27 protein-coding genes are annotated in these 25,977 nt (G+C 64.6%); 11 read left to right on the plus strand and 16 right to left on the minus strand.

Going from position 1 to position 25,977, the window contains the following annotated elements; translation table 11 throughout:
• Positions 1-16: 16 nt before the first annotated feature.
• The 4 genes from AO057_RS15710 to orn form a co-directional block, all read right to left on the minus strand.
• Positions 17-1,903 (minus strand): bifunctional diguanylate cyclase/phosphodiesterase, encoded by a 1,887-nt coding sequence (locus tag AO057_RS15710; protein WP_057676832.1) that lies wholly within the window; start codon positions 1,901-1,903, stop codon positions 17-19.
• A 24-nt stretch (positions 1,904-1,927) separates the two neighbouring features.
• Positions 1,928-2,596 carry a transglutaminase-like cysteine peptidase gene (locus tag AO057_RS15715; RefSeq protein WP_082605594.1) on the minus strand — a complete coding sequence of 223 codons (669 nt, stop codon included), beginning with the start codon at positions 2,594-2,596 and terminating at the stop codon, positions 1,928-1,930.
• A gap of 361 nt (positions 2,597-2,957) precedes the next feature.
• Positions 2,958-4,844 (minus strand): DEAD/DEAH box helicase, encoded by a 1,887-nt coding sequence (locus tag AO057_RS15720; RefSeq protein ID WP_057676834.1) that lies wholly within the window; start codon positions 4,842-4,844, stop codon positions 2,958-2,960.
• A 253-nt stretch (positions 4,845-5,097) separates the two neighbouring features.
• The gene (gene orn / locus AO057_RS15725; protein WP_057676835.1) at positions 5,098-5,667 is read right to left on the minus strand and encodes an oligoribonuclease; all 570 of its coding nucleotides are present in this window, start codon (positions 5,665-5,667) and stop codon (positions 5,098-5,100) included.
• A 37-nt stretch (positions 5,668-5,704) separates the two neighbouring features.
• On the opposite strand from orn, the gene AO057_RS15730 reads away from it, so the two are divergent.
• Genes AO057_RS15730 through rsgA form a run of 3 tightly spaced genes read left to right on the plus strand, consistent with a single transcriptional unit; the run spans position 5,705 to position 8,273 of the window.
• Positions 5,705-7,021 (plus strand): M48 family metallopeptidase, encoded by a 1,317-nt coding sequence (locus AO057_RS15730; protein WP_057677336.1) that lies wholly within the window; start codon positions 5,705-5,707, stop codon positions 7,019-7,021.
• Entirely contained in the window at positions 7,018-7,344 is a 327-nt protein-coding gene (locus tag AO057_RS15735) for a 4a-hydroxytetrahydrobiopterin dehydratase (RefSeq protein WP_057676836.1), read from the plus strand. The genes AO057_RS15730 and AO057_RS15735 overlap by 4 nt, the downstream gene beginning before the upstream one ends.
• Positions 7,305-8,273, plus strand: coding sequence for a ribosome small subunit-dependent GTPase A (rsgA, locus tag AO057_RS15740; protein WP_156404586.1), 969 nt, complete (start codon positions 7,305-7,307; stop codon positions 8,271-8,273). Before AO057_RS15735 ends, rsgA begins: the two co-directional genes overlap by 40 nt.
• 9 nt (positions 8,274-8,282) lie before the next feature.
• Here rsgA and AO057_RS15745 read toward each other — a convergent pair whose 3' ends face one another.
• From AO057_RS15745 to rpsP, 6 genes are all read right to left on the minus strand, one after another.
• A complete protein-coding gene (locus tag AO057_RS15745) occupies positions 8,283-9,254 on the minus strand; it encodes a CobD/CbiB family protein (RefSeq protein WP_057676838.1) in 972 nt (323 codons plus the stop codon).
• Positions 9,255-9,302: 48 nt separating this feature from the next.
• Positions 9,303-10,004, minus strand: coding sequence for a CoA pyrophosphatase (locus AO057_RS15750; RefSeq protein WP_240480798.1), 702 nt, complete (start codon positions 10,002-10,004; stop codon positions 9,303-9,305).
• Between the two features lie 158 nt (positions 10,005-10,162).
• Positions 10,163-10,531, minus strand: coding sequence for a 50S ribosomal protein L19 (rplS, locus tag AO057_RS15755; protein ID WP_057676839.1), 369 nt, complete (start codon positions 10,529-10,531; stop codon positions 10,163-10,165).
• Between the two features lie 121 nt (positions 10,532-10,652).
• A complete protein-coding gene (gene trmD / locus AO057_RS15760; protein WP_057676840.1) occupies positions 10,653-11,411 on the minus strand; it encodes a tRNA (guanosine(37)-N1)-methyltransferase TrmD in 759 nt (252 codons plus the stop codon).
• 15 nt (positions 11,412-11,426) lie between these two features.
• On the minus strand, positions 11,427-11,990 hold the full coding sequence (rimM, locus tag AO057_RS15765; protein ID WP_057676841.1) for a ribosome maturation factor RimM: 564 nt from the start codon (positions 11,988-11,990) through the stop codon (positions 11,427-11,429).
• A gap of 11 nt (positions 11,991-12,001) precedes the next feature.
• Complete coding sequence (gene rpsP / locus AO057_RS15770) at positions 12,002-12,256, minus strand: 30S ribosomal protein S16 (RefSeq protein ID WP_057676842.1); 255 nt, start codon at positions 12,254-12,256, stop codon at positions 12,002-12,004.
• Between the two features lie 196 nt (positions 12,257-12,452).
• Here rpsP and AO057_RS15775 point away from each other — a divergent pair, with 196 nt between their 5' ends.
• Complete coding sequence (locus tag AO057_RS15775; protein ID WP_057677338.1) at positions 12,453-12,899, plus strand: TM2 domain-containing protein; 447 nt, start codon at positions 12,453-12,455, stop codon at positions 12,897-12,899.
• 55 nt (positions 12,900-12,954) lie between these two features.
• Here the strand turns inward: AO057_RS15775 and AO057_RS15780 are convergent, their stop codons facing one another.
• From AO057_RS15780 to AO057_RS15805, 6 genes are all read right to left on the minus strand, one after another.
• Entirely contained in the window at positions 12,955-13,968 is a 1,014-nt protein-coding gene (locus AO057_RS15780) for an inorganic phosphate transporter (protein WP_057676843.1), read from the minus strand.
• Positions 13,969-13,982: 14 nt separating this feature from the next.
• Complete coding sequence (locus AO057_RS15785; RefSeq protein WP_057676844.1) at positions 13,983-14,630, minus strand: DUF47 domain-containing protein; 648 nt, start codon at positions 14,628-14,630, stop codon at positions 13,983-13,985.
• Between the two features lie 82 nt (positions 14,631-14,712).
• On the minus strand, positions 14,713-15,081 hold the full coding sequence (locus AO057_RS15790; RefSeq protein WP_057676845.1) for a DMT family protein: 369 nt from the start codon (positions 15,079-15,081) through the stop codon (positions 14,713-14,715).
• Between the two features lie 78 nt (positions 15,082-15,159).
• Positions 15,160-17,745, minus strand: coding sequence for a bifunctional aconitate hydratase 2/2-methylisocitrate dehydratase (acnB, locus tag AO057_RS15795; protein ID WP_057676846.1), 2,586 nt, complete (start codon positions 17,743-17,745; stop codon positions 15,160-15,162).
• 39 nt (positions 17,746-17,784) lie between these two features.
• Entirely contained in the window at positions 17,785-18,864 is a 1,080-nt protein-coding gene (locus AO057_RS15800; protein WP_057676847.1) for an HpcH/HpaI aldolase/citrate lyase family protein, read from the minus strand.
• Between the two features lie 19 nt (positions 18,865-18,883).
• Positions 18,884-19,870 (minus strand): malate dehydrogenase, encoded by a 987-nt coding sequence (locus tag AO057_RS15805; protein ID WP_057676848.1) that lies wholly within the window; start codon positions 19,868-19,870, stop codon positions 18,884-18,886.
• 186 nt (positions 19,871-20,056) lie between these two features.
• Here AO057_RS15805 and AO057_RS15810 point away from each other — a divergent pair, with 186 nt between their 5' ends.
• The 7 genes from AO057_RS15810 to gltA all read left to right on the plus strand — a co-directional run.
• Positions 20,057-20,845, plus strand: a complete 789-nt coding sequence (locus AO057_RS15810) for a GntR family transcriptional regulator (RefSeq protein ID WP_057676849.1) — start codon at positions 20,057-20,059, stop codon at positions 20,843-20,845.
• 133 nt (positions 20,846-20,978) lie between these two features.
• Positions 20,979-21,422 carry a succinate dehydrogenase, cytochrome b556 subunit gene (gene sdhC, locus AO057_RS15815; RefSeq protein WP_057676850.1) on the plus strand — a complete coding sequence of 148 codons (444 nt, stop codon included), beginning with the start codon at positions 20,979-20,981 and terminating at the stop codon, positions 21,420-21,422.
• A gap of 15 nt (positions 21,423-21,437) precedes the next feature.
• A complete protein-coding gene (gene sdhD / locus AO057_RS15820; RefSeq protein WP_057676851.1) occupies positions 21,438-21,803 on the plus strand; it encodes a succinate dehydrogenase, hydrophobic membrane anchor protein in 366 nt (121 codons plus the stop codon).
• A 3-nt stretch (positions 21,804-21,806) separates the two neighbouring features.
• Positions 21,807-23,603, plus strand: coding sequence for a succinate dehydrogenase flavoprotein subunit (gene sdhA / locus AO057_RS15825; protein WP_057676852.1), 1,797 nt, complete (start codon positions 21,807-21,809; stop codon positions 23,601-23,603).
• Positions 23,604-23,671: 68 nt separating this feature from the next.
• Positions 23,672-24,376, plus strand: coding sequence for a succinate dehydrogenase iron-sulfur subunit (locus AO057_RS15830; RefSeq protein WP_057676853.1), 705 nt, complete (start codon positions 23,672-23,674; stop codon positions 24,374-24,376).
• Positions 24,377-24,395: 19 nt separating this feature from the next.
• Positions 24,396-24,674, plus strand: coding sequence for an FAD assembly factor SdhE (locus AO057_RS15835; RefSeq protein ID WP_057676854.1), 279 nt, complete (start codon positions 24,396-24,398; stop codon positions 24,672-24,674).
• Between the two features lie 9 nt (positions 24,675-24,683).
• Positions 24,684-25,977 (plus strand): citrate synthase (gltA, locus tag AO057_RS15840; protein WP_240480799.1); only part of this gene is annotated, 1,294 nt, incomplete at its 3' end.

Below are 25,977 nucleotides of genomic sequence, written 5' to 3' on the forward strand. Positions count from 1 at the left end.
ACGCGTCATCGGGGCATCAGGCAACTGCGCTGCCGGTCACACCGTCGAATCCCAGTTCAAACAACAACGGCACGTCGTCAGCACGCGATACACCTTCGGCGATGACCTGCAGGCCCATGGTGTGGGCAACGGTACACAGACCGCGCAGCAGCGTCTGTACCGCTATCTCCTGCTGCACGTCCTGCACCAAGGCCCGGCTGAGCTTGACGTAGTGCAGACCCAGTCCGTGCAGGCGCGCCAGGTGGCCGACGTGATGGTCGAGGTGCTCGACGCCGATCTGACAACCCAACGGCAGGATGCGCTCACAGAAGCGGGCAAAAGCCTGCGGGTGCTCGAAAGCAACGTCTTCTGCCACGTCAAGACAAAGCCGGGGAGCCAGTGTCCTGTGCAGGTCGAGCTTCTCGATGATGCGCTGCAATTGCACTTCATCGCACACCGATTCGTAGCCGAGGTTGATACAGATGGCATGGCCATGGCGTTCAACCGCGGCAAGCGTCTGGGCCAGGATCTCCAGGTCAACCTGGCCGACCAGACCTTCGCGCCGCGCCCAGGGCAAGAAGGCTCCGGCCACCAGCGTCTCGCCGCACACGCTGGAGTGGATGCGTGCCGGCGCCTCGGTATTCAGGTAGCTGTGGTCGCGACCACGCACCGGATAGAGGGCCAGCTGGAATTCGTGCTGGCGCAGCGCGACCTGCAGTATCTCCACCCATACACGCGCCGGACGGGGAGAAACACTGCTCTCGGGCATCTGCACGACCGGCCCGCCGGCACCGGCCGGCGTGAGGTTCTGGTCGCAGCTTGCGAGCAACTCGGACATGCCGCTGCCCGGCCCGTAGCGCGCCGCGCCATAGCTGAGTTGCAGCAAGTGGCCGTGCTCGATCTGCAGGATGCCTGCATGCAACTGCTGCTGCAGCGGCGCACTCTCACTCTGGCCCGGCAGCAGGATTGCGAAGTCCGAAGCGCCGAGCCGGCCATACCGCGTGCCTGCAGGGGACTGCAGCGCCTGGCGCATCTGCTGCGCCAGCATGTTGATCAAACGGTCGGTCTGATGGCGACCGATCTCGCGATTGAGTTCGTCGAGGTTGGCGATGTGCACCAGCAGCAGCAGGCCCTGAGGATGGGTATCTTCACGCTCGATCTCGGCAGCGGCGTTCCGTCGAAAGACATCTCGCACCATGAAACCGGTGATGGGGTCGACTTCGTGCTCGGTCTTCAGCTTGCTCAGGCGGGCTGACTCGTCATCCAGCACGGACTTCGTCTTTTGCGTCAGCCGGTTCATGGCTTCGATGATGAGGCGGAACTCCAAGGTGCGCGGCGGCCTGATTTCCAGGTAGCGCCGCTCGGCCAGGGCCTCGGCCTGCGCAACCACGCCCTTGAGTGGTCGCAGCACGCGCCGGATGTAGACCATGCCGAGCAGGCCGGCCAGCACGCCTCCAAACGAGAACATCTGGGCCAGAACCAGAGTCGATTTCCACAGCGAGTCATAGGCAAACGATGGGTCGCTGTACAGGCGGATGCTGCCCAGCTGACTCCAGCCGCTCTGGAGCATGGCCACGCCGGGCTCGGCCGTGATCGGGAACAGCCGCATGAACCAGGCCGGCACCGCTGGCGGACGGCTGACGCGCTCGCGATGCGCGCGCAGGCTTCCGTCAGGCGCAAGGTAGTCGATGCGCTGGTAGTGGCCAAGGTCGAACTGGGAACTCAGCAGCAGCTCGACCATGACCGCATCGGTGGCGCTTTGCGAGACGGTGAGGGCCAGCGCGGTGGCGGTGTCGAGGTTCTTGACCTTGAGCTCGTTCTCCAGGTAGCGCTGCGCCGAGTGAATGTTGATGATGCCCGCCGTCAGCACAGTGGCCACGATGATGAGTACGACGACGATCCACAAACGTTTGACCAGTGACATGGTGCTTCTCCCTGAAAGGTTTTCCTACAAGGTGTGCTCCGCCTGCAGGCGCGCCAGCACGTCGCGCCAGCGCGAGATGCGCGCCGTCGGATCCGAACTCGACGGACTGGGCCCACGAAACCAGAGCTGGCTGGCATTGAAGGCGTAGACGGGTGTGAGGTCCGGCCGGCCCGAGGCGGGCTTGATCTCGGTATCGAGGTTGTCCAGAATCAGCGGCTCGCCGGCCGGAGCGGCGTAGTAAGCCAGGATCATGTGCGCTTCGGGTTGGGCGTGGGGGCTTCGCTGCATGCGGACATACGTCAGGCGCAGTTTCTGCTCCTGCACGCCGGCCAGCAGCAGGCTGACGTATTTGGCAATGGCGAAGTCTTCGCAATCGCCCGCCCCCTTGGCAAGGGTTTCGAGCAGCGTCGCCCAGTAGTCATCCTGCTGCCACAACACTGGATCCTCCACCCAGCGGATGCGGCGATTGAAGTAGCGGTTGACGCTTTCAAGCTTCTCCAGATCGCCAGGCCCCTGCCGAACAGGCAGCATGCTTCTCCACTCTCCCACCTGCCGCGCCACCTCTTCGCCGTAGCGGCTCAGCGCGAGTTGCTGCAGCTGATCGAGGTTGGGGGCCGCCAAGCCGGCGAACAGAGCCAGGCCACCGAGCAACGCGCTCCAGCCCTGCCTGCCCCTGCGCAGTCGCAGCGTCATGGCATCGCACCGGGGGCCGGGCTGCACCGGCCCGTGCCCATGAGGCGAGGTCCGGCGATCGGTTCGCCCAGCGCAGTCACGCTGGTCTTCATGACCAGACCGACGTACACCGCACCCCTTGTCGCCAGATTCATGTGGGCACCGCCTTGTTTGTAACAAATTGTTTTTTGCGCTGGCAAGTCTAGCGCGCCCACTGAACACCGCCTGCTTTTTCGTGAATAGCCATGCCTGTGCCTGTCCACCTTCGCCCAGATGCGGGTGGTCGTCAGCGGTGACTGGCTGCGCACGACGTCAGCGCCGCGCGCATGAAAAAACCCGCCGGCATCACTGCGGGCGGGTTCCGGGTCAGGTCGCTGGCTGATCAGCGGGCCGGGCGCGGCGAGCGCTTGGCGGCGTCACGCGGCACGAAGACCTTGCCGGTTCCAGCGCCGGGCTTGGCGAAGGAGGGCTTACCAAAGGCCGGCTTGCGCGCCGCGAAATCACCGCGCGGTGCGGCACCTTCACGGCGGCCATCGCCGGCGAAGCGGTCGTTGAAGCCGCCCTTGCGCTCGTAGCTGCGGCCTTCGGGCGCGCCCTCGTGGCCACGGTTCTGGTAACCGCCGTCACGGGCCTGATACGGGCCGCGGGCGTCGCGGTCGCCAAAGCCGGCGCGGGGGGCGCCGAAATCACCACGCGGCGCAGCGAAGTCACCACCGCGGGGCGCGCCACCAAAATCACCGCCACGGTTGCCGCCGCCGAAGCCACCACGGGGTGCACCACCGCCGCCGAACTTGCGGTCGCGCGAGAAGTTGTCATTGCCACCGCGGCTGTTGCGGCCACCGAAGTTGGAGCCGGGGCGCGACTCGGGCATGCGCTGCTTGGGCTCCATGCCAGGGATCACTTCGGCCTTGATGGGCTGCTTGCTGTAAGCCTCGATGTCGAAGATCTTGCGACGGTCACGGAACTCGGCAAAGGTGATGGCCAGGCCATCGCGGCCAGCACGGCCGGTGCGGCCGATACGGTGCGTGTAGTCCTCGGCCTTCATCGGCAGGCCGAAGTTGAAGACGTGGGTGATGGTGGGCACGTCGATGCCGCGCGCGGCGACGTCGGTGGCCACCAGGATCTGCACCTGGCCCTGGCGCAGCGCCATCAGGCGACGGTTGCGCAGGCCCTGGCTCAGGGCGCCGTGCAGCGCGACGGCGGAGAAGCCATCTTGTTGCAGGTCGTTGGCCAGGCCGTCGCACTCCACCTGGGTGCTGGCGAACACGATGGCCTGATCGATGGAGGCGTCACGCAGCCAGTGGTCCAGCAGCTGGCGCTTGTGCTGGGCGTTGTCGGCCCAGAACAGCGACTGCTTGATGTTGGCGTGTTTTTCCTGGGGCGAATCGATCTGCACCTTCTTCACGCCCGAACCGTTGTCGTGCATCACGCGCATGGCGAGCTGCTGGATGCGCGGCGCGAACGTGGCGCTGAACATCATGGTCTGGCGGCGCTGGGCGGTCAGCTGGTTGACTTCGGCGAGGTCGTCGGAGAAACCGAGGTCGAGCATGCGGTCGGCCTCGTCCACCACCAGGAACTGCACCTGGTCGAGCTTGATCTGCATGGAGCGCTGCAGGTCCAGCAGGCGGCCGGGGGTGGCCACCACGAGGTTGGCGTTCTGCAGCTTGGCGATCTGGAGTTGGTAGGGCATGCCGCCCACCACATTGGCGATGCGCAGGCCGCGGCAATGCTTGACCAGCTCGATGGCGTCATGCGCCACCTGCTGGGCGAGTTCGCGCGTCGGGCACAGGATCAGGGCGCCGGGTGCGGCGGCCTTGAAATGGCGCGGGTTGGTCGGGTCCTGGCGCTTGGGGCGCTTCGGAGCCGGCTCACCCTTGGCGGCAGCTTCGGCAGCCGCGCGTTCGTAAGCGGCACGCTCATCTTCAGCGGCCTGGGCCTGCTGCTGGAGGATGGTGTGCAGGACGGGCAGCAGGAAGGCGGCGGTCTTGCCGCTGCCGGTCTGGCTGGAGACCATCAGGTCGATATAACGCTGGGCTTCGCCGGCAGCACCGGAGGGCATGGCCAGGGGAATGGCACGCTCCTGCACGGTGGTGGGCTGGGTGTAGCCGAGATCGGCCACAGCCTGCACCAGCTCGGGCGCCAGGCCCAGCTGCACAAAGCCGTTGGGCAGGGTTTCGGTCACTTCGGCCTCGACCGCCACGGCGGTGTCGGTGGAAAGAATGGATTCGGCAGGCGCAAATTCGCCCGTCACTTCAAAAGCGTCGGTCATTTAGATTTTTCTCACACGCGAACGCCGCAGGGACTGCGGGTGTTTCGCTGATGGTTAAAAGACATCAACCATCAAACAAAACCTGCACCGGTTGGGACCGGCACCGGGGACTCATTCAGATTGACGATCGTGAAGATCGAAACCGGAGTCCGGTGTGTGAGGGGAGATGCACGAAAAGCGCCGCGTTTTGCAGCGCAAGGCGAATTATGACACAGATCAGGGTTTTCACCTAATCAATTGCCACCGCCCGGCTTCAGGCCAGCTTGAGGAAGTGCTCGCGGTAGTGCAGCAACTCGTCGATGGACTCGTTCACATCGGCCAGCGCCGTGTGTTTCTGCGCCTTCTTGAAGCCGCTGTAGACATCGGGCCGCCAGCGCCGCGCCAGCTCCTTGAAAGTGCTCACATCCACATTGCGGTAATGGAAAAAGGCCTCCAGCTTGGGCATGTACCTGGCCAGGAAGCGCCGGTCCTGGCCGATGCTGTTGCCGCACATGGGCGCGACGCCCTTGGGCACGTACTTGGCCAGGAAGGCGATCAGCTGCGCCTCGGCCTCGGCTTCGGTCAGGGTCGAGGCCTTGACCTTGTCGATCAGGCCGCTGCGGCCGTGGGTGCCCTTGTTCCAGGCGTCCATCTTGCCCAGGATCTCGTCACTCTGGTGGATCACCAGCACCGGGCCTTCGACGCGCGGCTCCAGATTCGGGCCGGTGACGATGACGGCGATTTCGATGAGGCGTTCTTTTTCGGGGTCCAGGCCGGTCATCTCGCAATCGAGCCAGACCAGGTTGAGATCAGATTTGCCGAGTGGGGTAACGTTGTCGCTCATGGGCCCGATTGTCGCCGATGACCTAAACTCCTCGCCCATGAACGCTGTCTCTGCTCCCGCCTTCAATCCCAGCCTGGCCCTGACCCTGGTCTTTGCCGCAACCCTGCTGCTGGGCCTGGCCGTCAAGTTCTGGCTGGCCACGCGCCAGGTGCGCCATGTGGCCAGCCGCCGCGCTCTGGTGCCGTCCGCCTTTGCCGACACCATGCCGCTGGCGGCACACCAGAAGGCCGCCGACTACACCGTGGTCAAGGTGCGCTTCGGCCTGATCGAAACCGCCGTGGGCGCGGCCCTGCTGCTGGGCTGGACGCTGCTGGGCGGCCTGGATGCGCTGAACCAGGCCTTGCTGGCCTGGCTGGGCGGCGGCATGCTGCAGCAGCTGGCGCTGATCGCCGGCTTTGTGCTGATCGGTGGCCTGATCGAGCTGCCACTGACCCTGTACCAGACCTTCGTGATCGAGCAGCGCTTCGGCTTCAACAAGATGACACTCAAGCTCTGGCTGGTCGACCTCGTGAAATCCACCGTGCTGGGCACCCTGATCGGCCTGCCGATTGCCGCCCTCATCCTCTGGGTCATGGGGGCCACCGGCACCCTGTGGTGGCTCTGGGCCTGGGGCATCTGGATGGGTTTCAACCTGCTGCTGCTGCTGATCTATCCGACCTTCATCGCACCGCTGTTCAACAAGTTCCAGCCGCTGGAGGACGAGACGCTGAAGGCACGCGTGACCGCTTTGATGCAGCGTTGCGGTTTTTCGGCCAAGGGGCTGTACGTGATGGACGGCAGCCGGCGCAGCGCGCACGCCAATGCCTACTTCACGGGCTTCGGCGCCGCCAAGCGTGTGGTCTTCTTCGACACCCTGCTGGCCAAGCTCAGCCCGGGCGAGGTCGACGCCGTGCTGGCGCACGAACTCGGCCACTTCAAGCACAAGCACATCCTCAAGCGCATCGTGATCCTGTTCGCCATCAGCCTGGCCGGCTTCGCGCTGCTGGGCTGGCTGGCCACGCAGGCCTGGTTCTACACCGGCCTGGGCGCCACGCCCAGCCTGCAGCTGCTGGTGCCCGCCCTGGGCGCGGCCGATGCCGTACCCAACGATGCCCTGGCCCTGCTGCTCTTCGTACTGGTCTCACCGGTGTTCAGTTTTTTCATCGCGCCCCTCATGGCGCTGTCCTCGCGCAAGCACGAGTTCGAGGCCGATGCCTACGCCGCCACGCAGACCCAGGGCCGGGATCTGGCCAGCGCCCTGCTCAAGTTGTACGAGGACAATGCCTCGACCCTGACACCGGACCCGCTCTACGTGGCCTTCTACTACTCGCACCCGCCGGCCAGCCAGCGCCTGGCACGACTGGGCCTCGCATGAGCAGCGCGCCGCAGGGCAACGCACGCCGCCCCCTGGGCCCGACCGAACTCGTGACCCAGCTGGCCCAGCACCCCGGCTGGACGCTGCGGGGTGACGGCGCGGAACTGGCCATCGCCCGCCGCTACGAATTCGCCAGCTACCCCGAGGTCATGGCCTTTGCCAATGCCGTGGCCTGGATCGCGCAGGGGCGGGACCACCATCCCGACATGCACGTGGGCTACGGGCACTGCACGGTGGCCTGGCGCACGCACGACGCCGGCGGCATCACGCGCGTCGATTTCGACTGTGCGGCCCGGGTCGACGCGCTGCGGGGCTCGTCTTGAGCAAGCCCCCCGGACTCGAACACGGCCTGGTGGTCGCCAGCCACGGCCGCCACGTGGTGGTAGAAACACCGGAAGGCCGCCAGCTCATCTGCCACCCACGCGGCAAGAAGAGTCAGGCCGTGGTCGGTGACCGCGTGCTCTGGCTGGCCAGCACCGACGAAGGCAGCATCGAGAAGGTGGAGCCGCGACGCAACCTTTTCTACCGCCAGGACGAGATCCGCACCAAAAGCTTCGCCGCGAACCTGGACCAGGTGCTGATCCTGATCGCCGCGGAACCCGAATTTTCCGAGAGTCAGCTGGCGCGCGCGCTGATCGCTGCCGAGGCCGAACGCATCCGGCCGCTGATCGTGCTCAACAAGAGCGACCTGCCCGAGCTGTTTGCTCGCGCCTGGACCCGGCTGGCGCCTTACCGGCTCATGGGTTACACCGTGCTGCCCCTGAGCCTGAAGGCGCAGGGTACCGGCAGCGATGGCACGCTGGCCGCCCTGGAGCAGGAACTCGACGGGCGCGCGACGCTGGTGCTGGGCCCTTCGGGCGCGGGCAAGAGCACGCTGATCAACCGGCTGGTACCGGGTGCGCAAGCCCCGACGGGTGAGATTTCCACTGCACTCAACTCGGGCAAGCACACCACCACCAGCACCCGGTGGTACTGGGTCGATGCGGCCCATCGCACGGCCCTGCTCGATTCACCCGGCTTCCAGGAGTTCGGCCTGCAACACATCGAGGCCGCACAACTGGCGGGCCTGATGCCGGACCTGCGCGAGCACGCGGGCGCATGCCGCTTCTACAACTGCAGCCACCTGCATGAGCCCGGCTGCGGCGTGATCGCCGCGGTGGATGAAAAAGCCGGGGGGTCGGGCATCAGCCCGTCGCGCTACAGAATTTATAGCGAGCTGCACGCCGAGCTGTCGCAAGCCCCGCGCTACTGAGGCGCTGGGCTACCCGATGAGGCGGGCGAGCGTCAACAGCGCCAGCAGCAGCATCCACAACACAACCGAGCGCCAGACCAGGCCCACAATGCTGCGCAGGTGGGCCAGTTGCGGCTCGTGCCGGGCCGAGGCGGCCGGCATGTCGGACTGGGCCTGGGTCTCCGCCTGGGCCATGGCCGTGGTGCCCAGGCGCACGTTGATGGCGCCGGCCGTGGCCGCCACGATCAGGCCATCGTTGCCCCCCACGCCCTCGCTCTCGGGCAGCGATTCATAACGACGCCAGTTGTCAACGGCATCCTCGAAACTGCCAACCACGGCAAAACCCAGCGCGGTGATGCGTGCGGGCAGCCAGTCCACCCATGACCAGGCACGTGAGGCCGCGCCACAGGCGGCATCACTCACCGAAGGCGCCTGGCGCCGCGAGACGTGCGGCCAGTAGCGCGTGACGAACTCTGCCAGGCGGTACAGCACGGCACCCGCGGGACCCAGCCCCAGGACAGCCAGCACGATGAACCAGCTCAGCACACCGAAGACATGGCGATGGGCCGCGAGCACGGAGAATTCGATGACGTGACGCACGACCTCGCGCGGCGGCAGTTCGCTGGCATCGATCTGCCGCCACTCGGCCAGCAGGCGGCGCGCCTCCTCCTCGTTGCCGGCTTCGAGTGCATCGCGGATGGCGGTGAAATGATGGCTGAACTGGCGAAAGCCCAGGGTGACGTAGAGCACGGCCACGTTCCACAGCATGGCCAATGGCCAGCCCACGAACTGGTACAGCAGCCAGTAGATCAGCAGGGCAATCCCGCTGGGCAGCAGGACGGCAAAGCCCCAGGCCAGCCAGCCATGCGAGGTCTCCCCCGCGTCGAGCTTGCGCACCACCCAGCGCAGCCAGCTGCGCATGCCGGCATGCACAGCATTGCCGCGCGCCAGCGGACGCGCCTGCTCGATCAACAGGGCCAGCAGGATGGAGAAAAAACTCATGTCACGATCATACCGATGGCAAACTGACTCGCCGCTTGCGGCGTCCGCTCAGGCCGCCATGAAACGGTAAAAATTGCGCAGCATGCCCGCCGTGGCCCCCCAGATGTAGCGCTCGGTCCCGGCGTCCTGCCAGGGCATGGAAAACCATTCGCGACGCAACCCCTCGAACTCGAAGGCGTGGCGCCGGTGGTTGGCCGGATCGAGCAGGAAGGACAGCGGCACCTCGAACACATCGGCCACCTCGCCCGCGTTGGGCGCGAGTGTGAAGCCGGGCCGCACCAGCGCCACGACCGGCGTGATGACGAAAGCCGTTCCCGTGGTGTAGACGGGCAGCGTGCCCAGCACCTGGACGAAGTCCCGCGTCAGCCCCACCTCTTCTTCGGCCTCGCGCAAGGCGGCGTCCACCACGTCGACGTCGGTCGGATCGACCTTGCCGCCGGGAAAGGCGATCTGCCCGGAATGGTTGGCCAGGTGGCTGGTGCGCAGGGTCAGCAGCAGGGTGGGCTCGGCCCGGGCTACCAGGGGCAGCAGCACGGCGGCCTGCGCCGGCTTGCGCTGCGTGAAACGCGGTTCAGCGCGCACCTCGGGCTCCCAGGCCGGCGGCGTGGCAAAACGCCGGCGCAGGGACTCTGCCAGCAGGCGTTCGGCCGGTACCGGGGGCAGATGCGCGTCGACGCCGACCACCGGCACGGTGCGCGGATCGAAGTTGGGCAGCTTGGACAGGGGGGTGATGTGATCGGCGGAAGACACGTTATAAGTATCTGCTACAAGGCCACAACCCGCCAGTTGGCGGGTTGCGTCGCAGGCTCACTTCGCGCAGCGAAGTCAAGCGCAGCGGGCCGAAGACAAAAACAAAAAAGCCGCCCGGGCAGAAGCGAGGGCGGCTGGTTCGGACAGCGGACCGGCGATTAAGCAGCGGCCTTGCTGACCAGCTTTTCCTTGATACGGGCCGACTTGCCGCTACGGTCGCGCAGGTAGTACAGCTTGGCACGGCGCACATCGCCGCGGCGCTTGACTTCGATGCTGGCGATCAGCGGGCTGTAGGTCTGGAAGGTACGTTCCACGCCTTCGCCGCTGGAGATCTTGCGCACGGTGAAGCCGCTGTTGAGGCCACGGTTGCGCTTGGCGATCACCACGCCTTCGTAGGCCTGCACGCGCTTGCGGGTGCCTTCGACCACGTTGACGTTCACGATGACGGTGTCACCAGGTGCGAATTCAGGGATTTTCTTGCCCAGGCGGGCGATTTCCTCTTGCTCGAGGGTCTGGATCAGGTTCATGTTTACCTCTAATGATCTTGTCCGCGCCCGTGTCGGGATGACACGCAGTGCTGAGCCACAAAGGGACAGCGGCCGGCCAGAGGATCTGGAAAGCCTGAAATTATAGCAGGAAGCGCCCGCTTCAGGCAGCTGTCCCGGGCAAGCCGGCCAGGAAGGCCTCGTCCTGACGGCTCAGGCGGCCGGCGGCGCGGGCCCGGGCGATCAGCTCGGGCCGCAGCCGGGCGGTCAGCGCCAGTCGCTGCTCGCGACGCCAGCGCTCGATCTGCCCGTGGTGGCCCGACAGCAGCACCTCAGGCACGCCCTGCCCCTCCCAGGATTCGGGCCGGGTGTAGTGCGGGTTGTCCAGCAGACCATCCAGAGCCGGATTGAAACTGTCCAGGGCGTGGCTGTCAGCGTCACCCAGCACGCCGGGCTGCAGGCGGGCGACGGCGTCCAGCAGGGCCATGGCGGCGATCTCGCCGCCCGACAACACGAAATCCCCCAAACTGATCTGCTCGGTCACATGGGTGTCGATGAAACGCTGGTCGATACCCTCGTAACGACCACAGACCAGCACGGCGCCTTCGCTGGCGGCCCAGCGCTCCACCTTGGCGTGGGTCAGGGGCTGGCCCAAGGGAGAAAACAGCACAACCGGGGCCGGCGTGGCCCGCTGGGCCTGGGCCTGCTGCAGGCAACGCGCCAGTGGCTCGGCCATCATGAGCATGCCGGGACCGCCGCCGAAGGGACGGTCATCGACACGGCGGTAATTGCCTTCGGCGTGGTCACGCGGGTTGTGCAGGTGCACATCAACCTGACCGGACTCATAGGCGCGGCGTGTGATGCCACTGCTCAGCAGCGGGGCAAACAGTTCGGGAAACAGGGTCAGGACGTCAAAGCGCATGGCGCACGCCCCGTCTCAGAAATCGGGTTGCCAGTCGACGCGGATGCGGCGGGGCGCCCAGGCCACATTGTCGACATAGGCTGACACGAAGGGGATCATGCGCTCGGCCGGCTTGCCGTCCTGCTCGTAGGCGATGACCAGCACGGTCTGCGGGCCGGTGGACAGCAGTTCCTGCACCGTCCCCAGATGCAGGTCTTCGCGGTTGACCACATCCAGGCCGATCAGGTCAACCCAGTAGTACTCGTCCGAGTCAGGCGTGGGAAAGCTGGAGCGGGCCACGAAGATGCGAGCACCGCGCAGGGCCTCGGCGGTGTCGCGATCGGGCACGTCGTGCGCCATGGCAACCACCGAATCCGAGTGTTCTTTCGCTTCCTTGATGGACAGCTGCACCGGACCGGTAAAGGTCTTGGCACCTCTTTCGGACGGCAGAAGGAACCAGCGCTTGGAAGAAAACAGCGCCTCAGCAGAGGCGCTGTAAGGCTGAACCTTGAACCAACCCTTGATGCCCCAGGCATCAAGGATGCGCCCGACTTCGATGGCATCCGCTGGCAATTCAGCGGCTTCGAGCTCGAGCGTCATGGGGGATCAGGTCAGGCGGCCTTCTTGGCAGCAGACTGCTTGATCAGGCGTTCCACGGTGGGAGAAGCCTGGGCACCGACGCCCAGCCAGTAGGTCAGGCGGTCCTGGGCAATACGGATGCTTTCCTCGCTGGCGGTAGCGATCGGGTTGTAGAAACCGATGCGCTCGATGAAGCGGCCGTCACGACGGGTACGCTTGTCGGCTACGACGATGTTGAAGAACGGACGGGCCTTGGCGCCGCCACGGGAAAGTCGAATCACGACCATGATTTGTCCTTTGGGTGGGTGAAGCATGCCGCATGAGCTGCACGCCGCGATTCTTCCGATGTTTGAGACACGCGACTGGCCACCCGGCCAGCGACACACCGAAGAGCCTGCGATTATAGCCTGTACTACCCGCCCCCTGAACTGGGCTCGGGAATGGGCACGTCCATGCCCCCTTTCCCGGCACAATAAGCCCATGCTGAAAAACAAGACCCTGGCCGTGTGGCTGACCTTTCTGACGGGCCCGCTGGGCCTGCACCGCTTCTACCTGCGGGGCCTGGGCGACACGCTCGGCTGGCTGCTGCCCGTGCCCACGGCGCTGGGCCTTTACGGCATTGAGCGCATCCTGAAATATGGCGTGGACGACCCCTGGAGCTGGGTGCTGGTCCCGCTGCTGGGTTTCACCTTCGCCGGCTGCGCGCTCAACGCCATCGTCTACGGCTTGATGACGCCGGAGCAATGGAACGCCCGCTTCAACCCGCAGGCGCCAGCCGACGCGCCGGCCGGTCAGACCGGCTGGCTGACCATAGGCGCAGTCGCCACAGCGTTGCTGATCGGCGCGGCAGTCCTGCTGTCGAGCATCGCCTTCAGCTTCCAGCGCTATTTCGAGTACCAGATCGAGGAAGCGCGCAAGATAAGTCAGTGAATTGCCACATGAAAAAAGGGCCCGCGCGGCCCTTTTTTCATGATTGCATCCCCGTTCAGAACAACCCGAGGCTGATCCAGTAGGCCATGATGGCCACGAAAGCGCTGGCCGGGATGGTGAAGATCCAGGCCCAGACGATATTGCCGGCCACACCCCAGCGCACCGCGCTGGCGCGCCGGGCCGACCCCACGCCGACGATGGCGCCAGTGATGGTGTGCGTCGTGGAGACTGGAATACCCAGGCTGGTGGCCAGGAACAGCGTGATGGCCCCACCCGTCTCGGCACAAAAACCGCCGACCGGCTTGAGCTTGGTGATCTTCTGCCCCATGGTCTTGACGATGCGCCAGCCGCCGAACATCGTGCCCAGGCCGATGGCCATATAGCAACTCACCACCACCCAGGACGGCGGCGCCTTGTCGGTGGACGTCATGTAACCCGTGGCGACCAGCAACATCCAGATGATGCCGATGGTCTTCTGCGCATCGTTGCCGCCGTGGCCCAGGCTGTAGGCGCCAGCCGAGACCAGTTGCAGGCGGCGGAACCAGCCGTCCACGCGCGAAGGCGAGCTGCGGCGGAAGACCCAGGCCACCAGCAGCATCATCAGCGACCCCAGCAGGAAACCCAGGAAAGGCGAGACGAAGATGAATACCACCGTCTTGAGAATGCCCGCAGAGAGCAGCGCATCCGTACCCGCCTTGCCGATCACGGCGCCGACGATGCCACCGATGAGGGCGTGCGAGGAACTGCTGGGGATGCCGTAATACCAGGTGATGAAGTTCCAGCTGATGGCACCGATCAGCGCGCCGAACACCACATGGGTATCGACCACCCCCGGCTGCACGATGCCCTTGCCCACCGTCGCTGCCACGCTGAGGTGGAAGATGAAGATGGCGATGACGTTGAAGAAGGCGGCAAACAGCACCGCCTGACCGGGTTTGAGCACGCCGGTAGAAACCACGGTGGCGATCGAGTTGGCCGCGTCATGAAAGCCGTTCATGAAGTCGAAGGCCAGTGCCAGGAACACCAGGAGGATGATCACCCAGAGGGCGGTTTGCGGAATGTTTTCCATGGGAGGACAGGCGCTCAGGCGTTTTCGAGGACGATGCCCTCGATCTGGTTGGCCACGTCCTCGCACTTGTCGGTCACGGTTTCGAGCAACTCATAGATGGCCTTGAGCTTGATGACCTCACGCACATCGGGCTCTTCACGGAACAGCTTGCTCATGGCATTGCGCATCACGCGGTCGGCGTCGGATTCCAGGCGGTCGATTTCCTCACAGGTCTTGAGTGCGGCCTCGGCCGTCTTGGGATCGCCAATGTTGTTGAGCAGGTAGACCGCATCCTTGACACGCTCGCAGCACTTCACACTGAGCTCCGTCAGGCGCACGATCTCCTCGGTCATGTGGCGAACGTCGTACAGGGCCATGGTCTCGGCCGAGTCCTGGATCAGGTCGGCCACATCGTCCATGGTGTTGATCAGCGAGTGGATCTGCTCACGGTCGATCGGGGTGATGAAGGTCTTGTGCAAGGCCTTGTTGACCTCGTGCGTGATACGGTCGGCAGCCTGCTCGGCGCTGTCTACGTCGCGGTTGTACTGCTCGCGCAGGTTGGGGTCGCTGTAGTGAGCCACCAGTTGGGAGAAGGCCCTTGCCGCTTCCACGATGCGGTCTGCATGCTGGTTGAACATCTCGAAGAAATTGCCGTCGCGCGGCATCAATTTTCCAAACAGCATGACTAGCTCCTGATTCTGGTTCGGTCGTTGGACTGGTTTGCCGTGGAGTTTAACCGGGGTATTTCTCCGGATCGCTGAGGTCTCAGGCAGAACGAAAGATGAAGTACACCGCCCCCACCATGCACAGCGCTGCCCAAAGGTAGTCGAGCTTGAACGGCTCCTTCAGGTACAGAACGGCAAAAGGAACGAAGAGGCTGAGCGTGATGACTTCCTGCACGATCTTGAGCTGGGCCACCGTGAAACCAGCCTGCTGAAAACCGATGCGATTGGCCGGCACCTGCAGCAGGTACTCGAACAGGGCAATGCCCCAGCTGGCCAGCGCCGCCCAGTACCAGGGCGCGGTCGCCAGGTTCTTCAAATGGCCGTACCAGGCAAAAGTCATGAAGACGTTGCTGCCGATCAACAGCAGCACTGTCTGCAGCGAGAAAGGAAGGGACTGGAGGGTGCTCATGGCCGGGATTATCGATGGGACCATGGAAAAAGCCCTGCGGCTCACGCCGCAGGGCTTCAGATCAGCAGACCGTGCGAATCAGGCGGTGACCTTGTCGGCCACGTCCTTGTACTCGCTGATCTGGTCGAAGTTCAGGTACTTGTAGACCTTGTCGCCATTGGCCGAGAGCACGCCCATATCAGCCTGGTACTCGGCCTTGGTCGGGATGCGACCCAGCTTGGAGCAGATGGCGGCCAGTTCAGCCGAGCCCAGATAGACATTGGTGTTCTTGCCCAGGCGGTTGGGGAAGTTGCGGGTGCTGGTGGACATCACGGTGGCGCCCTCCTTCACCTGCGCCTGGTTGCCCATGCACAGGCTGCAACCGGGCATTTCCATGCGGGCACCGGCCGCGCCGAAGACGCCGTAGTGCCCTTCCTCGCTCAGCTGCTGCGCATCCATCTTGGTGGGCGGGGCCATCCACAGCTTGACCGGGATGTCCTTCTTGCCTTCGAGCAGCTTGGAGGCGGCACGGAAGTGGCCGATGTTGGTCATGCAGGAGCCAATGAAGACCTCGTCGATCTTGGCGCCGGCCACGTCGGACAGGGTCTTGGCGTCGTCCGGGTCGTTCGGGCAGCAGACGATGGGTTCGGTGATCTCGGCCAGGTCGATCTCGACCACATGGGCGTACTCGGCATCCTTGTCGGCCTTGAGCAGGTCCGGTTTGGCCAGCCAGGCTTCCATGGCCTTGATGCGGCGGCTGATGGTGCGCTCATCGTGGTAGCCATTGGCGATCAGGTTCTTCAGCAGCACGATGTTGCTGTTGATGTACTCGATGATGGGTTCCTTGTTGAGCGCCACCGTGCAACCGGCAGCCGAGCGCTCGGCCGAAGCGTCGGCCAGCTCAAAGGCCTGTTCGACCTTCAGGTCGGGCAGACCCTCGATCTCGAGGATGCGACCCGAGAAAGCGTTCTTCTTGCCCTTCTTCTCGACCGTCAGCAGGCCTTGCTTGATGCCGTAGAGCGGAATCGCGTGCACCAGGTCACGCAGGGTGACGCCGGGCTGCATCTTGCCCTTGAAGCGCACCAGCACCGACTCGGGCATGTCCAGCGGCATGACGCCAGTGGCAGCGGCAAAGGCCACCAGGCCGGAACCGGCCGGGAAGGAGATGCCGATGGGGAAACGGGTGTGGCTGTCGCCGCCGGTGCCCACGGTGTCGGGCAGCAGCATGCGGTTGAGCCAGCTGTGGATGATGCCGTCGCCGGGCTTGAGCGAGATGCCGCCGCGGTTGCTCATGAACTCGGGCAGTTCGTGGTGCATCTTCACGTCCACCGGCTTCGGGTAAGCAGCGGTATGGCAGAAGGACTGCATGACCAGATCAGAGCTGAAGCCCAGGCAGGCCAGGTCCTTGAGCTCGTCGCGCGTCATCGTGCCGGTGGTGTCCTGCGAGCCGACCGAAGTCATCTTGGGTTCGCAATAGGTGCCGGGCACCACGCCCTTGCCTTCGGGCAGGCCGCAGGCGCGGCCGACCATCTTCTGGGCCAGCGTGAAACCCTTGCCGGTGGCCTTGGGCACTTGCGGCAGGCGAAACAGGGTGCTCGGGGGCAGGCCCAGGGCCTCACGCGCCTTGCCGGTCAGGCCGCGGCCGATGATCAGCGGAATGCGGCCACCGGCGCGCACCTCGTCGAACAGCACCTCGCTGCGAACCGTGAATTCGGCGATGACCTTGCCATCCTTGAGGGCCTTGCCTTCATAGGGGCGCAGTTCGATGGTGTCGCCCATGTTCATCTGGCTCACGTCCAGCTCGATCGGCAGGGCGCCGGCGTCTTCCATCGTGTTGTAGAAGATCGGGGCGATCTTGGAGCCCAGGCAGACGCCGCCAAAACGCTTGTTCGGCACGAAGGGGATGTCCTCGCCGGTGAACCACAGCACGGAGTTGGTGGCGGACTTGCGGGAAGAACCCGTGCCCACCACGTCGCCCACATAGGCCACCAGGTTGCCGCGGGCGCGCAGGTCCTCGATGAACTTGATCGGGCCGCGCTTGCCATCTTCCTCGGGCGTGATGCCGTCGCGCTTGTTCTTGAGCATGGCCAGGGCGTGCAGCGGAATGTCCGGGCGACTCCAGGCGTCGGGCGCGGGCGACAGGTCGTCGGTGTTGGTCTCGCCGGTCACCTTGAGCACGGTCAGCGTGATGCTCTTGGGCACTTCCGGGCGGCTGGTGAACCACTCGGCATCAGCCCAGCTCTGGACCACGGCCTTGGCGTTGGCGTTGCCCTTGGCGGCCTTTTCCTGCACGTCGTGGAACTGGTCGAACATCAGCAGGGTCTTCTTCAGGCCCTCGGCGGCGACCTTGCCCACCAGGGCGTCGTCCAGCAGGTCGATCAGCGGGGTCAGGTTGTAGCCGCCCAGCATGGTGCCCAGCAGCTCAGTGGCCTTCTCGCGCGAGATCAGCGCGCATTTTTCAGTGCCGTGGGCCACGGCGGCCAGGTAGCTGGCCTTGACCTTGGCCGCGTCATCCACACCGGCGGGCACGCGGTGGGTGATCAGCTCGACCAGCGTGGTCTCTTCGCCCTTGGGCGGGTTCTTGAGCAACTCGATCAGCTCGCCGGTCTGCTTGGCCGTCAGCGGCAGCGGGGGGATGCCGAGTGCGGCTCGTTCAGCGACATGGGCGCGGTAGGCTTGCAACATGGTGACTCCTTCTTAGCAATTCAAAAAAGCGCTCTCGCCTCAGGCGGGGACAGCGGGGGTTTTCAGGGCGACCGGGGTCGCGAAATAGGCTTGCATGGCAACAGGCAGGGCGCGCCCGGTCTGGTGGGCGCGCTCCAGCACCTGCCAGAAATAACGGTAGCTGGCACGGTCGTGCAGTTGTCCTTCGTAACTCACGGGAGCCCACTGTGCCTGTTCGGCCGCCTGGACGATGGCGGCGGCGCGCTCGATATCGGCCCCGCTGGGCGCGAGCGCCTCCAGGATGGGGCGGATCTGGCTCGGGTGGATGCTCCACATGCGCGTGTAACCGAACTCGCGCGAGGCCTTGCGGGCTGCAGCCTTCATGGCTTCAGTGTCGCTGAATTCAGTCACCACACAATGAGAAGGCACTTTGCCGTGCGCGTGGCAGGCCGAGGCGATCTCGAGCTTGGCGCGCCGCACCAGAGGGTGACTGAACTGACCCAGTTCGCCCGTCACGCTGTCGGGTCGTGAACTCATGGCGCTGTCGGGAATGGCCCCGCCATGCGCCGAGACAAAATCCATGAGACCGAAGCTGATGGACTGCACGCGCGGATGTGCGGCGATGTCAAAGGCACGGTGCACGGCGGCCGGCGACTCCAGCAGCACCTGCAAGGGCAAGGGGTCGGTCCGGCCAGCGCCGCGGGCGGCCGCATCGACGGCCGCCACGGCGCGCTCGACATCGGCCACCGTCTCGACCTTCGGAATCATGAGATGGCACAGGGCCTGGCCGGCGCCACCGACGATGGCCGCTACATCGGCCTCGAAGGCCGCGTGATCCACCGGATGGACGCGCACTGCGATGCGCGGCGTTGCAGGCAAGGCTGCCTTGCGTGCACTGGCCTGGGCCTCGTTCGCCAGCGCCACCACCATCTGGGCATGGTCACGCTCGCCGCCCACGGGCGCACCGTCCTCGCAATCCAGCGAGACATCGAACACGCAGGCGCCGAACTCGGCCGTCATCTCGGCCTGCAACTGCAGGCTTTTGCGCATGCGCACCTCGACGCCGCTGTAATGGTCGCAGACCGGCAGGAAGCCGGCCGCAGCCTGGGCGCCGAGGAGGATATCGCGCGGATGGGCCATGACGTCAGACGCGCAGGACTTAGAGCAGGTGCTTCACGCCGTCCTGCTCACCCACCAGTTCAGCCAGGGTCTTGTCGATGCACTTCTGGCTGAATTCGTCAATGGTCAGGCCCTCGACCAGCTTGTACTCGCCGCCTTCGCAGGTGACAGGGAAGCCGAACATCACGTCCTTCGGGATACCGTACTGGCCGTCGGACGGGATGCCCATGGTGACCCACTTGCCGTTGGTGCCCAAGGCCCAGTCGCGCATGTGGTCGATGGCCGCGTTGGCCGCCGACGCGGCGGAAGACAGGCCGCGCGCCTCGATGATGGCCGCGCCGCGCTTGCCCACGGTGGGCAGGAACACATTGGCGTTCCATTCCTGATCATTGATCATCTTCGCCACGCTCTCGCCCTTGATGGTGGCGAAGCGGTAGTCGGCGTACATGGTGGGCGAGTGGTTGCCCCAGACGGTGAGCTTCTCGATGTCGGCCACGGCCTTGCCGGTCTTGGCGGCGATCTGGCTGGCGGCACGGTTATGGTCCAGGCGCAGCATGGCGGTGAAGTTCTTGCGTGGCAGGTCCGGTGCACTCTTCATGGCGATGTAGGCATTGGTGTTGGCGGGGTTGCCGACCACCAGCACCTTGACCTTGCGCGAAGCCACGGCGTTCAGGGCCTTGCCCTGGGCCGTGAAGATGGCGCCGTTGACGGCCAGCAGCTCGGCACGTTCCATACCCGGGCCGCGCGGACGCGAACCCACCAGCAGGGCGTAGTCGGTGTCCTTGAAGGCGGTCATCGGGTCGCTATGGGCTTCCATGCCGGCCAGCAGCGGGAAAGCGCAGTCTTCGAGTTCCATCATCACGCCCCTGAGCGCCTTCTGGGCCTTCTCGTCGGGGATTTCCAGCAGTTGCAGGATGACGGGCTGGTCCTTGCCCAGCATTTCGCCGGAAGCGATGCGAAACAGCAGGGCGTAACCGATTTGACCGGCGGCACCGGTGACGGCGACGCGAACGGGCTTTTTGCTCATGTTGGAAACTCCAGATGGTGATGTGGGATGGGTGACCATGGAACCGCGCCGGACAGCATGCCGGCGGTACCCCGGATATACCCGAAAGTGTATCGCGAAAACACCAATTTATCAATTTGTCTTATGTCTTATATAAGATATGATTCGGGCTCATAATCCTCCTCACTTCATGACCCGGCCGTCCTTATGACCCCCAGCTCGCTCCCCCTGGCCGACACCCCCGCAGAAAGCGGCGGGCCGGGAGGGGCTGCGCCGGCCTTCAGCCCCCTGTACCAGCAGATCAAGGGCCTGATCCTGCAAAGCCTGCAATCAGGCGAATGGAAACCGGGCGAGGCCATTCCCAGCGAAATGGACCTGGCCGCACGCTACCGGGTCAGCCAGGGCACGGTGCGCAAGGCCATCGACGAACTGGCGGCCGAACACCTGCTGGTGCGCCGCCAGGGCAAGGGCACCTTCGTGGCCACCCATGCAGAACAGCATGTGCAGTACCGTTTCCTGCGCCTGATGCCCGATCAGGGTGACCGCCAGAGCGAGGGCCCGGCCGAGCGCAATATCATCGACTGCAAGCGACTGCGCGCGCCAGCCGAGATCGCGCGCGCGCTGGCGCTGCGTACCGGTGACAGCGTGCTGCAGGCCAGGCGCGTGCTGTCCTTTGCCGGCCGCCCGACCATTCTGGAAGACCTCTGGCTGCCCGGCACGCCCTTCAAGGGCCTGACGGCCGAGCGCCTGAGCCAGCATCACGGCCATATGTATGAATTGTTCGAAACCGAATTCGGTGTGCGCATGGTGCGCGCCGAAGAAAAGATCCGTGCCGTGCTGCCCGATGCGGCCCAGTGCGCCCTGCTCAAGGTGGGCAAGAACACGCCGCTGCTGAGCGTGGAGCGTATTGCCTACACCTATAACGACGCCCCCATGGAACTGCGTCGTGGCCTGTACCTGACCGACACGCACCATTACCGCAATGTCTTGAGCTGAGAAACTTGGTTACGAGCGGTGGATCGCAGAATGAATCCGTCGCCACAGAGTAATGAATGCTGCGTTGCAATAGAATTTGGCGCTGCGAAAGCCCGAAAATTACAAAGCGGTTACATCCACAGAAAGCCCACCCATGACTGAGCTTGCCACTCCCTCCCGGCCGCAGCGGCCCGAGTTCCGCAACATCAATGCCTTCAAGGATCTTCCGACTTACCGCCTGCCCCCTGCTGGCTGGGTCTCCATCCTGCACCGGGTCAGCGGCGCCCTGATGTTCCTGTTGCTGCCCTTCATCATCTGGCTGTTCGACACCTCGGTGTCCTCCGAATATTCGTTTGCCCGCTTCAGCGCCCTGTTCAGCGCCGGCGCAGCCTTTGTACCCGGCTGGTTCTTCAAGCTGGTCGCACTGGCCCTGATCTGGGCCTACCTGCATCACATCATTGCCGGCATCCGTCACCTGTGGATGGACGTCGCCCACGCCGTGAGCAAGGAATTCGGGCGCAGTTCGGCCATCGTCACCCTGACTCTCAGCGTGGCTCTGACCGCCGTGCTGGGTGCCAAGCTGTTCGGCCTCTACTAAAACAAGGAGCGACACATGTCGGTAAATTACGGCTCCAAACGTATCGTCGTTGGCGCGCACTACGGTCTGCGCGACTGGCTGAGCCAGCGCATCACCGCCGCCCTGATGGTCCTGTTCACCTTCGTGGTGCTGGCCCAGGTGCTGTTCACCCGCGGCCCCATCGGCTATGAAACCTGGGCCGGCATCTTCGCCGCCCAGTGGATGAAGGTGCTGACCTTCTCCATCATCATCGCGCTGGTCTGGCACGTCTGGGTCGGCATGCGCGATATCTGGATGGATTACATCAAGCCGGTCTGGCTGCGCCTGTCCCTGCAGGTATTCACCCTCGTCTGGCTGGTCGGCTGCGCCGGCTGGGCCATCCAAGTCCTGTGGAGACTCTGAGCCATGTCCTATTCCGTATCCAAGCGCAAATTTGACGTTGTCATCGTCGGGGCCGGCGGCTCCGGCATGCGCGCCTCCCTGCAGCTCGCGCGCGCCGGCCTGAACGTGGCCGTGTTGTCCAAGGTGTTCCCGACCCGCTCGCACACCGTGGCGGCCCAGGGCGGCATCGGCGCCTCGCTGGGCAATATGTCCGAGGACAACTGGCACTACCACTTCTACGACACCGTCAAGGGTTCCGACTGGCTTGGCGACCAGGACGCCATCGAATTCATGTGCCGTGAAGCGCCCAAGGTCGTGTACGACCTCGAGCACATGGGCATGCCCTTCGACCGCAACCCCGACGGCACCATCTACCAGCGCCCCTTCGGCGGCCACACCGCCAACTACGGCGAGAAGCCGGTGCAGCGCGCCTGCGCCGCGGCCGACCGCACCGGCCACGCCATGCTGCACACCCTGTACCAGCAGAACGTGGCAGCCCGCACCCAGTTCTTCGTCGAATGGATGGCCCTGGACTTGGTCCGCGACGCCGAAGGCGACGTGGTGGGCGTGACCGCGCTGGAGATGGAAACCGGCGACCTGCACGTGCTGCACGCCAAGACCGTGCTGCTGGCCACCGGTGGCGCCGGCCGCATCTTCGCCGCTTCCACCAATGCCTTCATCAACACCGGTGACGGCCTGGGCATGGCGGCACGTGCCGGCATCCCGCTGCAGGACATGGAGTTCTGGCAGTTCCACCCCACCGGCGTGGCCGGTGCCGGCGTGCTGCTGACCGAAGGCTGCCGCGGCGAAGGCGCCATCCTGCTCAACAGCAACGGCGAGCGCTTCATGGAGCGTTATGCCCCGACCCTGAAGGACCTGGCGCCGCGCGACTTCGTCTCGCGCTGCATGGACCAGGAGATCAAGGAAGGTCGCGGCTGCGGTCCGAACAAGGACTACGTGATGCTCAAGCTCGACCACCTGGGCGCCGAGACCATCCACAAGCGCCTGCCTTCGGTCTACGAGATCGGTGTCAACTTCGCCAACGTGGACATCACCAAGGAAGCCATCCCCGTGGTGCCCACCATCCACTACCAGATGGGTGGCATCCCGACCAATATCAACGGCCAGGTGGTGGTGCATGACGGCAGCAGCAACAAGATCGTCAACGGCCTGTATGCCGTGGGCGAATGCTCCTGCGTGAGCGTGCACGGCGCCAACCGCCTGGGCACCAACTCCCTGCTCGACCTGCTGGTGTTCGGTCGTGCTGCGGGCAACCACATCGTCGACTTCGCCTCGCGGACCAAGTCGCACAAGTCGCTGCCGGCCGATGCCGCCGACCGCACGCTGGCTCGCCTGGCGCGGCTGGATTCAGCCAGCAACGGCGAATACGCACAGAACGTCGCCAATGACATGCGCGCTGCCATGCAACAGCACGCCGGTGTGTTCCGCACCCAGGCCAGCATGGACGAGGGCGTCAAGAAGATCGCCGCCCTGCGCGAGCGCAGCAAGCACATCGGCTTGAAGGACACCTCCAAGATCTTCAACACCGCGCGCATCGAGGCGCTGGAAGTCGATAACCTGATCGAGTGCGCCCAGGCCACCATGGTCTCGGCGGCTGCCCGCAAGGAATGCCGCGGCGCCCATACCGTGAGCGACTACGAGCGCCCGGTGGACGATGCCGTGGCACCGCTGGGCCGCGACGACGCCAACTGGATGAAGCACACCCTGTGGCACAGCGCGAGCAACAGCCTGAGCTACAAGCCGGTCAACCTCAAGCCGCTGACGGTCGACTCCGTCCCGCCCAAGGTTCGTACATTCTGAAACCTTGCGGGTCAGACCACTCGCGCAGCGATGTGCTCTGACCCCAACTGAATAGAACAGGTGACATCATGACCCTACGCACGTTCCAGATCTATCGCTACGACCCGGACAAGGACGCCAAGCCCTACATGCAGACCCTCGAGGTCGAACTCGACGGCAACGAGCGCATGCTGCTCGACGCCCTGATCAAGCTCAAGGCGGTGGACCCCACCCTGTCGTTCCGACGCTCCTGCCGCGAAGGCGTCTGCGGTTCGGACGCCATGAACATCAACGGCAAGAATGGTCTGGCCTGCCTGACCAACATGAACACGCTCAAGGGCACGGTGGTACTCAAGCCCCTGCCCGGCCTGCCGGTGGTACGCGACCTGATCGTCGACATGACGCAGTTCTTCAAGCAGTACCACTCGATCAAGCCCTACCTGATGAACGAGGACGTGCCGCCCGAGAAGGAGCGCCTGCAGTCGCCCGAGGAGCGTGAAGAACTCAACGGCCTGTACGAGTGCATCCTGTGCGCCAGCTGCTCCACCAGCTGCCCGAGCTTCTGGTGGAACCCGGACAAGTTCGTCGGCCCGGCCGGCCTGCTGCAGGCCTACCGCTTCATCGCCGACAGCCGCGACCAGGCCACCGGCGAGCGCCTGGACAACCTGGAAGACCCCTACCGCCTGTTCCGCTGCCACACCATCATGAACTGTGTCGACGTCTGCCCCAAGGGACTGAATCCGACCAAGGCCATCGGCAAGATCAAGGAAATGATGGTCGCCCGCGCGGTGTAAGCAAACCAGCAGACTAGCCGTGGACAATGAACTGATCGACGAGAGGGCCCTGAGCAAGCTGAAGTGGCGCTGCCGCCGCGGCCTGCTCGAAAACGACCTTTTCATCGAACGTTTTTTCCGCAAGTTCGAGTCCTCGCTGACCGTTCGCCAGTCGCAGGGTCTGACCGACCTGATGGATCTGAGCGACAACGACCTGCTGGACCTGCACCTTGGCCGCAAACCGCTGGCTGAAGTCAGCTCCGAGCTGGACCGCGCGGATGTGCAAGAAGTTTTGAAGATGTTGAGAGAAACCTGCTGAAAGGCCCCCATGAAACTCGCTGACAACAAAGCCACCCTGTCGTTCAGTAACGGCACCCCCAGCATGGAGCTGCCGGTCTACCAGGGCAATATCGGCCCGGACGTGATCGACATCCGCAAGCTCTATGGCCAGACCGGCATGTTCACCTATGACCCGGGCTTCCTGTCCACGGCGTCCTGCCAGTCCGCCATCACCTACATCGACGGTGACAAGGGCGAACTGCTGTACCGCGGCTACCCGATCGAACAACTGGCCACCCAGTGCGATTTCCTGGAAACCTGCCACCTGCTGCTGTACGGTGACCTGCCGGACGCCCAGAAGAAGACCGACTTCACCAAGCGCGTGACCATGCACACCATGGTCAACGAGCAGATGCAGTTTTTCCTGCGCGGTTTCCGCCGTGACGCCCACCCCATGGCGGTGCTGACCGGCCTGGTCGGCGCCCTGTCGGCCTTCTATCACGACAGCACGGACATCAACAATCCCGAGCACCGCGAGATTGCCGCCATCCGCCTGATCGCCAAGATGCCCACCCTGGTGGCCATGGCCTACAAATACGGCGTGGGTCAGCCCTATATGTACCCGCGCAATGACCTGAGTTATGCCGGCAACTTCCTGCGCATGATGTTCGGCACCCCCTGCGAGGACTACCAGGTCAATCCGGTGCTCGAACGCGCGCTGGACCGCATCTTCATCCTGCACGCCGACCACGAGCAGAACGCCTCCACCTCGACGGTACGTCTGTGCGGCTCTTCCGGCACCAACCCGTTTGCGGCCATCGCTGCCGGCGTGGCCTGTCTCTGGGGCCCGGCCCACGGCGGCGCCAATGAAGCGGCGCTCAACATGCTGGGCGACATCCAGAAGAACGGCGGCGTCGAGAAGATCGGTGAGTTCATCAAGCAGGCCAAGGACAAGAATTCCGGCGTCAAGCTCATGGGCTTCGGTCACCGTGTCTACAAGAACTACGACCCGCGCGCCAAGCTCATGCAGGAAACCTGCAAGGAAGTGCTGCAGGAGATGGGCCTGGAGAACGATCCGCTGTTCAAACTGGCCATGGCCCTGGAAAAGATCGCCCTGGAAGACGACTACTTCGTGCAGCGCAAGCTCTATCCGAACGTGGACTTCTACTCGGGCATCGTGCAGCGCGCCATCGGCATCCCGGTCAACCTGTTCACCGGCATCTTCTCGCTGGCCCGTACCGTGGGCTGGATCGCCCAGCTCAACGAGATGATCAGCGACCCCGAGTACAAGATCGGCCGTCCGCGCCAGCTCTTCACCGGCTCCCCCCCCCCCCCCCGGCCCC

Source organism: Curvibacter sp. PAE-UM (assembly GCF_001432305.1).
In the GTDB taxonomy this organism is placed as follows: Bacteria; Pseudomonadota; Gammaproteobacteria; order Burkholderiales; family Burkholderiaceae_C; genus Hylemonella.

Excerpts from the sequence above, each read along its gene's own strand:
- AO057_RS15710 (WP_057676832.1), bottom strand. The coding sequence starts at position 1,903 with ATGTCACTGGTCAAACGTTTGTGGATCGTCGTCGTACTCATCATCGTG.
- AO057_RS15715 (WP_082605594.1), bottom strand. The coding sequence starts at position 2,596 with ATGACGCTGCGACTGCGCAGGGGCAGGCAGGGCTGGAGCGCGTTGCTC.
- AO057_RS15720 (WP_057676834.1), bottom strand. The coding sequence starts at position 4,844 with ATGACCGACGCTTTTGAAGTGACGGGCGAATTTGCGCCTGCCGAATCC.
- orn (WP_057676835.1), bottom strand. The coding sequence starts at position 5,667 with ATGAGCGACAACGTTACCCCACTCGGCAAATCTGATCTCAACCTGGTC.
- AO057_RS15730 (WP_057677336.1), top strand. The coding sequence starts at position 5,705 with ATGAACGCTGTCTCTGCTCCCGCCTTCAATCCCAGCCTGGCCCTGACC.
- AO057_RS15735 (WP_057676836.1), top strand. The coding sequence starts at position 7,018 with ATGAGCAGCGCGCCGCAGGGCAACGCACGCCGCCCCCTGGGCCCGACC.
- AO057_RS15745 (WP_057676838.1), bottom strand. The coding sequence starts at position 9,254 with ATGAGTTTTTTCTCCATCCTGCTGGCCCTGTTGATCGAGCAGGCGCGT.
- rplS (WP_057676839.1), bottom strand. The coding sequence starts at position 10,531 with ATGAACCTGATCCAGACCCTCGAGCAAGAGGAAATCGCCCGCCTGGGC.
- trmD (WP_057676840.1), bottom strand. The coding sequence starts at position 11,411 with ATGCGCTTTGACGTCCTGACCCTGTTTCCCGAACTGTTTGCCCCGCTG.
- rimM (WP_057676841.1), bottom strand. The coding sequence starts at position 11,990 with ATGACGCTCGAGCTCGAAGCCGCTGAATTGCCAGCGGATGCCATCGAA.
- rpsP (WP_057676842.1), bottom strand. The coding sequence starts at position 12,256 with ATGGTCGTGATTCGACTTTCCCGTGGCGGCGCCAAGGCCCGTCCGTTC.
- AO057_RS15780 (WP_057676843.1), bottom strand. The coding sequence starts at position 13,968 with ATGGAAAACATTCCGCAAACCGCCCTCTGGGTGATCATCCTCCTGGTG.
- AO057_RS15785 (WP_057676844.1), bottom strand. The coding sequence starts at position 14,630 with ATGCTGTTTGGAAAATTGATGCCGCGCGACGGCAATTTCTTCGAGATG.
- AO057_RS15790 (WP_057676845.1), bottom strand. The coding sequence starts at position 15,081 with ATGAGCACCCTCCAGTCCCTTCCTTTCTCGCTGCAGACAGTGCTGCTG.
- acnB (WP_057676846.1), bottom strand. The coding sequence starts at position 17,745 with ATGTTGCAAGCCTACCGCGCCCATGTCGCTGAACGAGCCGCACTCGGC.
- AO057_RS15800 (WP_057676847.1), bottom strand. The coding sequence starts at position 18,864 with ATGGCCCATCCGCGCGATATCCTCCTCGGCGCCCAGGCTGCGGCCGGC.
- AO057_RS15805 (WP_057676848.1), bottom strand. The coding sequence starts at position 19,870 with ATGAGCAAAAAGCCCGTTCGCGTCGCCGTCACCGGTGCCGCCGGTCAA.
- AO057_RS15810 (WP_057676849.1), top strand. The coding sequence starts at position 20,057 with ATGACCCCCAGCTCGCTCCCCCTGGCCGACACCCCCGCAGAAAGCGGC.
- sdhC (WP_057676850.1), top strand. The coding sequence starts at position 20,979 with ATGACTGAGCTTGCCACTCCCTCCCGGCCGCAGCGGCCCGAGTTCCGC.
- sdhD (WP_057676851.1), top strand. The coding sequence starts at position 21,438 with ATGTCGGTAAATTACGGCTCCAAACGTATCGTCGTTGGCGCGCACTAC.
- sdhA (WP_057676852.1), top strand. The coding sequence starts at position 21,807 with ATGTCCTATTCCGTATCCAAGCGCAAATTTGACGTTGTCATCGTCGGG.
- AO057_RS15830 (WP_057676853.1), top strand. The coding sequence starts at position 23,672 with ATGACCCTACGCACGTTCCAGATCTATCGCTACGACCCGGACAAGGAC.